Genomic DNA, 950 nt, shown 5'->3' with positions numbered 1-950 from the left:
GTCTCGCGGTTGGCCGCCTGAATAGCCGTCCTCAATTGTGCAAGTGTTATGTCATTGGCACGTAGTTTGTTTGGGTCGACGACGACCTGGTACTGTTTGACCATTCCGCCGATGGTGGCGACTTCTGAGACGCCTTCCACGGCTTGTAATTCGTATTTCAGAAACCAATCCTGCAGAGTCCTGAGCTGAGCCAGATCATGATTTCCGGTTCTGTCAACCAGCGCATACTGATAAATCCACCCGACCCCAGTCGCATCAGGGCCAAGTTGTGGTGACACGCCCTCAGGTAAGCTGCCGGTAATCTGGCCCAAGTATTCGAGCACACGCGACCGAGCCCAGTAGAGGTCCGTCCCGTCCTCAAAGACAACATATACAAAGCTGTCTCCAAAGAACGAGAACCCGCGAACGTCTTTTGCACCGGGTACGGCCAATAGGGCTGTCGCAAGTGGATATGTGATTTGGTTTTCGACAACTTGAGGCGCTTGCCCGGGATATGGCGTGCGAACAATTACCTGGACATCCGACAGATCCGGGATTGCATCAACCGGCGTCTCACGAATGGCCCAAATACCCGCAACTCCTATCATGAATGCGAGGGCCAAGATGACGAACCTGTTGGCGAGCGAAGAACGAATGATGGCCGTGATCACTGCGTAACACTCCCATCAAGCGCGACCTCTAACAGCGTCATCGAAAAGTCGGGATTGCGGCGAAGGATCAAAGAAACATCAATCCCTACAGGCAAGTTAGAAACCTCAATCCCCTCCGCAACCGGGAAATCCATGGTCATGCCCGGCATGCCGATCTCAGTCATCGGACCGTGTGTTACGTTCGCGGTACGCGCGTTCGGGTCGATACTGTTAATCCGGCCAGAAACCTGAAGTGGCGGTGCAATAGGCGTTGCCGCAGCCAACACCATTGTCATGCCATCTGCACGCGCGAAAGTCAGA

At 54.2% G+C, this 950-nt stretch carries 2 protein-coding genes; both read right to left on the bottom strand.

The genetic code is table 11. From position 1 onward, the window contains the following. The coding region (locus tag ACR0E6_RS21705; RefSeq protein WP_480587214.1) for an efflux RND transporter permease subunit at positions 1-650 on the bottom strand (650 nt) is incomplete at its 3' end. After that, a partial coding sequence (locus ACR0E6_RS21700) for a copper-binding protein (protein WP_480587211.1) occupies positions 647-950 on the bottom strand: 304 nt, incomplete at its 5' end. The genes ACR0E6_RS21705 and ACR0E6_RS21700, both read right to left, overlap by 4 nt.

The sequence above is a fragment of the Ruegeria sp. AP12 genome (assembly GCF_056540025.1).
This window is presented reverse-complemented; position numbering and strand designations above follow the sequence as displayed.